The 6,193-nt window shown below is 47.9% G+C and carries 4 protein-coding genes; 1 reads left to right on the top strand and 3 read right to left on the bottom strand.

What is annotated here, in order from left to right:
- Window positions 1–47 precede the first annotated feature (47 nt).
- The 3 genes from D9734_RS19945 to D9734_RS19935 all read right to left on the bottom strand — a co-directional run bounded on the left by D9734_RS19945 (window position 48) and on the right by D9734_RS19935 (window position 5,053).
- A complete protein-coding gene (locus D9734_RS19945) occupies window positions 48–2,309 on the bottom strand; it encodes a hydratase (RefSeq protein WP_130209942.1) in 2,262 nt (753 codons plus the stop codon).
- 182 nt (window positions 2,310–2,491) lie between these two features.
- Window positions 2,492–3,925, bottom strand: coding sequence for an anion permease (locus D9734_RS19940; RefSeq protein ID WP_130209940.1), 1,434 nt, complete (start codon window positions 3,923–3,925; stop codon window positions 2,492–2,494).
- Window positions 3,926–4,000: 75 nt separating this feature from the next.
- Window positions 4,001–5,053, bottom strand: coding sequence for a 4-oxalomesaconate tautomerase (locus tag D9734_RS19935; RefSeq protein ID WP_130209938.1), 1,053 nt, complete (start codon window positions 5,051–5,053; stop codon window positions 4,001–4,003).
- Between the two features lie 183 nt (window positions 5,054–5,236).
- Here D9734_RS19935 and D9734_RS19930 point away from each other — a divergent pair, with 183 nt between their 5' ends.
- On the top strand, window positions 5,237–6,190 hold the full coding sequence (locus D9734_RS19930) for a LysR family transcriptional regulator (protein ID WP_130209936.1): 954 nt from the start codon (window positions 5,237–5,239) through the stop codon (window positions 6,188–6,190).
- The last annotated feature ends 3 nt before the right edge of the window (window positions 6,191–6,193 follow it).

Raw genomic sequence — 6,193 nt, 5'->3', positions numbered from 1 at the left:
AGTTTTTGTTGACCACTACAATGCGACCTACATTCACATGGCGCTTTTTACATCTGACGGTTTTTATTGAAGTTAATCAAACTACCCGCTTTGATAATCTCGCGCTCTTCAGCAGTCAGACTTTCCATATAGAGCGTAATCTCCGTTACCGGCGCATCTTTATGGATCACATAACCTTTAAACGTCATACCTGGATTATCCAGCGCAGCTTTAATGCCAGGGATGTAAATGTAATCACCTACGTTAAAATTCGGTGCTTCCGCCATTTGCAGCGGTAACATCCCCCAGTTGATGACGTTAGAACGGTAGCGTTTAGTCGCGTACTCCTCGGCAATATTCGCCAGACCGCCAATCACACGCTGGCAACTCGCCGCCTGCTCACGCGCAGAACCATCGCCTGGTTTGACCGCATAGACCATGCTGCCAATTTCAGTTTGCAGCGGATCAATATTTTCCTGACCAGCAATCTGCTTAATACGCGCAAAAACGTCTGCCAGTTCGCTGACATTCCCCGCCAGACGCTGATTTTCCAGCTCGGCAGTGGCTTTACTTCTGCCAACATAACCCGGATCACGGCGTGACAGGGTAAACTCCGCCAGACCAATTGGATTTGAACGATACGAAGAGGTTTCACCGGAAGGAATCAATTCGTCAGTGGTGGTCACTTCGTCGAGGATCTTCGAGCACACTTTGAGGACGATATTGTCAGTCAGCGCGCCTAATTCCGGCCAGTCTTTAATGTTCGGTCCGTAGATCAGCGGTTGCTGAGTCGCCCCTTTCACAAAACCCTGATAAACACGGTTTTTATACGGCGTTACATCGAAGGCGTACTCCGGCACGTTGTCCCAGCAATCGAGTTCGCTGGCAGAGGTTAAATAGCCACCGTTTGCCGCAGTCGCAGCGATAGAACGAGCGTCCATCAACGCTACCGCTGACATCTGCCCATTGGCTGGCTTAGAGCCTTCACGGTTCGGGAAGTTACGCGTGGTGTGGCGAATACTCAAACCGTTGTTGATTGGCGTATCGCCCGCGCCAAAGCATGGGCCGCAGAACGCAGTTCTGATGATTGCGCCTGCGCCAATCAAATCTGCTACCACACCTTTTTTGGCGAGATCCATAAACACCGGCTGTGATGACGGGTAAACCGCCAGCGAGAAGGTGTCATTGCCACAGGATTGACCGCGCAGCGCATTTGCTGCGGCGATAACGTTTTCATAGTTACCGCCAGAACAGCCAGCGATAATCCCCTGCTGTACTTTCAGGCGACCATTTTCCACTTTATCCAGCAGCGAGAGTTTGGCTTTACCGTGCGCCACGCGTTCGGACTCAATTTCAATCTCACGCAGAATGTCAGTCAGATTCTGGTTCAGCGTGTCGATTTCATACACGTTGCTCGGGTGGAACGGCAGCGCAATCATCGGTTTGATGGCACTTAAATCAACGCTGATGCAGCCATCGTAGTACGCCATTGGCTGAGGATTAAGCTGGCAGTAATCCTGGCCGCGACCGTGCAGCGCCAGCCAGTTATGGACTTCTTCATCGGTTTGCCAGACAGAACTTAAACAGGTCGTTTCAGTGGTCATAACGTCAACGCTGTTACGGAAATCGGTAGAGAGCGCAGCAACACCGGGACCTACGAATTCCATCACTTTGTTTTTGACATAGCCGTTTTTGAACACTGCGCCGATGATAGCCAGCGCCACATCCTGCGGCCCCACATACGGCGCAGGTTTTCCGGTCAGATGCACCGCAACCACGCCCGGATAGTCGATATCCCAGGTGTCATTAAGCAGTTGTTTTACCAGCTCGCCGCCGCCCTCACCGACTGCCATTGTCCCTAATGCACCGTAACGGGTGTGGCTGTCTGACCCGAGGATCATTTTGCCGCCGCCAGCCATCATTTCACGCATATATTGATGGATGACCGCAATATGCGGAGGCACAAAAATACCGCCATAACGCTGGGCCGCCGATAAACCAAAAATATGGTCATCACCGTTAATGGTGCCGCCCACAGCACAGAGTGAGTTATGGCAGTTGGTCAGCACATACGGCAGCGGGAAACGTTCCATACCGGACGCTTTAGCGGTCTGTACAATACCAACAAAGGTAATATCGTGAGAGGCTAATGAATCAAACTTAATTTTAAGTTTATCCATATTTCCGGACGTATTATGAGAAGAGAGTATTGACCAGGCAATAGTGCCTTTTTTTGCTTCTTCTTTTTTTATTTCGCCGGTGAAATGTTCTTCGGCAATTATTTCGTTATTACTGGCGAGAAACACGCCTTTTTCAGATAACTTGATCATCAAATGCTCCAGATATCTGCGCACCGTGAAGTGCGCAGAAAAATAATGAAGGGATATACTCTAAATAATTCGAGTTGCAGGAAGGCGACAAGCGTGTGAATCCCCAGGAGCTTACATAAGTAAGTGACTGGGGTGAGCGAACGCAGACGCAGCACATGCAACTTGAAGTATGACGAGTATATTTACAGCATGTTCCAGCCGATCAGCATATTCCACCACCATACGCCGAGGGTGATATGCACCAGGAAGGTTAATATCGTCAGTACCGCACCGACCAACCACCAGGATTTAATATCGTTGTAACCCACACCAAAGATGACCGGACCAGCCGCGCCACCATAGTGAGTAACCATGCCGTCATAGGAGTTGGAGAACAACAGTGCCAGCGCGGTTAACATTAACGGTGCGCCGGAGACGTTCGCCAGCATGGCAAATACCGGCAACATGGCAACGATATAGGCACTACCGGAAGCGAAGAAATAACGCACGATGATGCTAAGGAAAATAATAACGAAGAAAGCAACGTTACCGTGACCATCAAATGCCAGGTTATTTTTAAAGACTTCAGCTAACCATTCGAAGAATTTCACTTTCGATAATAATGAGCTTAAGCCGATAATACCGCCGTACCAGATTAAGGTATTCCAGCCGCCTTTATTTTTAACCACGTCTTCCCAGGTCACAATGCCCAGCAACAACATGGTCGCCATAACAACAATTGCCACTGAAGATTCATCAACACCCAGGCTCTTACTGAAAATCCAGCCCAGCAGTGCCAGCACAAAGACAACGAGCAGCATTTTTTCACGGATTTTCATCGGCCCCAGTTCAGCAAGGCCCGCTTTGGCGATGGTTTTGTTATCCACCTTTTTAATTTCTGGCGGATACATGGTGTAAATCACCAGCGGAGTAACCAGCAGCATAATGATGCCCGGCAATCCGGCGGCCAGCGCCCATCCACCCCAGCTAATTTGCAGGTGCAGAATGTCGTTGATCATTTTCAGCGCCAGAATGTTCCCCGCCATTGCGGTAAAGAACATATAGCTGGTGGTTTTGGTGACCATGTAAATGGACATCATCAAGTAATGTCCGACACGACGCGGGCTTTTTTCAGGTTCTGACCCCAAAGCCACCGCCACGCTGTTGATGATCGGTAACACAATGCCGCCCGCACGCGCGGTGTTAGACGGTGTTGCCGGAGCCAGTACCAGATCGAGGAATACCGTAACGTAACCCAGACCCAGGGTAGTGCTACCAATTTTACCAATCAGCAAATAGGCAATACGTTTGCCTAAGCCGGTGGTCACAAATGCGGCGCTTAAGGTAAACGCCGAGAACACCAGCCAGGTGGTACCTGAAGAGTAACCGCTTAATACGGCGGTGGTTTTAAACGCACCGTCGGATAAGTTACCGACCACCACCATCGAGGCAGCAACGGCAATTAACAGTACGACAGGTTCCGGGAAAGGCTTGATAACCAGCCCCACAATCGCCGCCAGGTAAATACCAAAAAGTACCCATGCCAGTTCGCTTAATCCTGCCGGGGCTGGCATAACGCCAATAATACATGGGATCGCTAATATCAGAATTAGCTTCCATAACGATTTCTTATTCATTTAAAATCCTGTTCTTTCTGTATGACTCATACAGAAGTCCTTTATTGATTGTCCTTATCACGACAACGAAATTTTTCAGGGAAGATAAACTTCACCGGAAAATATTTTTCTGGTCGTCCGAATAACAGATGCACGTAACGTTGTGGCATCCTGACCGTCATTACTTAAATGAACGTCAAGCGCACCACTGGGGTGTTCAATATTGATATTGCCGTACCCCACAGAAGGGACGATTTGTCGGGTGACGGTGCCTTCCAATGCACAGCTACTGGAAATGGCAATAGCGCCAGTTATCGCCAGTGCGCGATGGCAAGAATGCGGCATAAAATAACGCACATTAATTGCCCCGCCTTTCTGCGCTGGAGAAATAAGCACAGGTTTAGGGATAACCATATTACTAACATCGCCTAAGCCCATTGCTTTACCCGCTTGCAGACGGATAGATTCAATGCGGGCTAATAATGCTTTGTCGGCATCCAGTTCTGCCGGTAATTCATAGCCTGTTTTGCCCAGATATTCTGCAGGAATAATGACGACTGGCATCGCCATATCAATACAGGTCACTGGAACATCGTCAAAATAATCAATCTGTTTATCAGTCGGGAAGACTTTTCCGGTTTTTGTTCCTGCTGCATTCAGGAAAGTGAGAGCGACCGGTGCGGCTGTCCCTGGCACACCATCAATTCTGGCGCTACCCTCGTACTTGACAACACCATTTGGCGTTTGCACATCAGCTTCGATGAACGTACCAGTATTGACGTTGCGGATACGCACACGGGTGATCGGTGATGTCGCTGCAATCAAACCATTTTCAATGGCGAATGCCCCAACCCCAGACAGCATATTGCCGCAGTTTGGTGTCGTATCAACACGCTGCTCATGGACGATAACCTGAGCAAACAGATAATCGACATCAGCACGCGGATCGTCGGAACGGCTAATAATGGCGACTTTACTGGTCAGCGGATTACCGCCGCCGATACCGTCTATTTCCAGATCGTTACCGGAACCCATAATTGCCATCAATATTTTATCGCGCTGCGTTTGATCTTCGGGTAAATGTTCCGCTAACAGGAACGCGCCCCTCGAGGTTCCACCTCGCATCATCACGCAGGGTATTTTTTTCATAATAATGCCCTCAATTTAAAAACATAACTTATTGCGATATGGTTACATTAAGGGCAAAGCATCTCTAATGACTTTAGCTCCACGATTAATAACATTTTTTCATTAATTTAAGTGATTAAATTGCAGTTAAACTGTTTAACTGTAAATCACTAAAATGCACCGCTTCCATTTTTCGGAGTAATAATGAAGCATGAATTATCAGGTATGAAGGCATTTGTCATACTGGCAGAGTCCAGTTCATTTAACAATGCCGCTAAATTACTCAATATTACGCAACCTGCATTAACGCGCAGAATAAAAAAGATGGAAGAAGATTTACATATTCAACTTTTTGAGCGTACAACTCGCAAGGTTACGTTAACAAAAGCAGGAAAAAGGTTGCTCCCGGAGGCGCGGGATTTAATAAAGAAATTCGATGAAACGCTTTTTAGTATTCGTGATATGAATGCTTATCATCGTGGTATGGTGACGTTAGCGTGTATTCCGACCGCCGTATTTTATTTTTTACCGCTGGCAATCGGTAAATTTAATGAGCTGTATCCCAATATTAAAGTGCGGATTCTGGAACAAGGTACGAATAATTGCATGGAATCGGTGCTGTGCAATGAATCTGACTTTGGCATAAACATGAACAATGTCACAAATTCATCCATTGACTTTACCCCACTGGTCAATGAGCCGTTCGTGCTGGCCTGTCGGCGTGACCATCCATTGGCCAAAAAGCAGCTGGTGGAATGGCAGGAGTTAGTAGGTTACAAAATGATTGGCGTGCGTTCCTCCAGCGGCAACCGACTACTGATTGAGCAAAAATTGTCCGATAAGCCCTGGAAACTGGACTGGTTTTATGAAGTGCGTCATCTTTCGACGTCATTAGGATTGGTGGAAGCGGGACTGGGGATTTCGGCGCTTCCTGGCCTGGCAATGCCTCATGCGCCCTATTCTTCGATTATTGGTATCCCATTGGTGGAACCCGTTATACGTCGGACATTGGGAATAATTCGCCGTAAAGATGCCGTACTTTCTCCAGCAGCAGAACGCTTTTTTGCCTTGCTGATTAATTTATGGACTGACGATAAAGACAATTTGTGGACCAATATCGTCGAACGCCAGAGACACTCGTTACAGGAGATGGGCTAATAC

The organism is Escherichia sp. E14S1 (genome assembly GCF_004211995.1).
GTDB lineage: Bacteria > Pseudomonadota > Gammaproteobacteria > Enterobacterales > Enterobacteriaceae > Escherichia.
The sequence above is the reverse complement of the archived record's forward strand: the minus strand, read 5'-3'. Positions and strand labels throughout refer to the sequence as shown.

What these genes read in the sequence shown, in the direction of transcription:
- D9734_RS19945 (WP_130209942.1), bottom strand. Translation starts at nt 2,309, where the DNA reads ATGATCAAGTTATCTGAAAAAGGCGTGTTTCTCGCCAGTAATAACGAA.
- D9734_RS19940 (WP_130209940.1), bottom strand. Translation starts at nt 3,925, where the DNA reads ATGAATAAGAAATCGTTATGGAAGCTAATTCTGATATTAGCGATCCCA.
- D9734_RS19935 (WP_130209938.1), bottom strand. Translation starts at nt 5,053, where the DNA reads ATGAAAAAAATACCCTGCGTGATGATGCGAGGTGGAACCTCGAGGGGC.
- D9734_RS19930 (WP_130209936.1), top strand. Translation starts at nt 5,237, where the DNA reads ATGAAGCATGAATTATCAGGTATGAAGGCATTTGTCATACTGGCAGAG.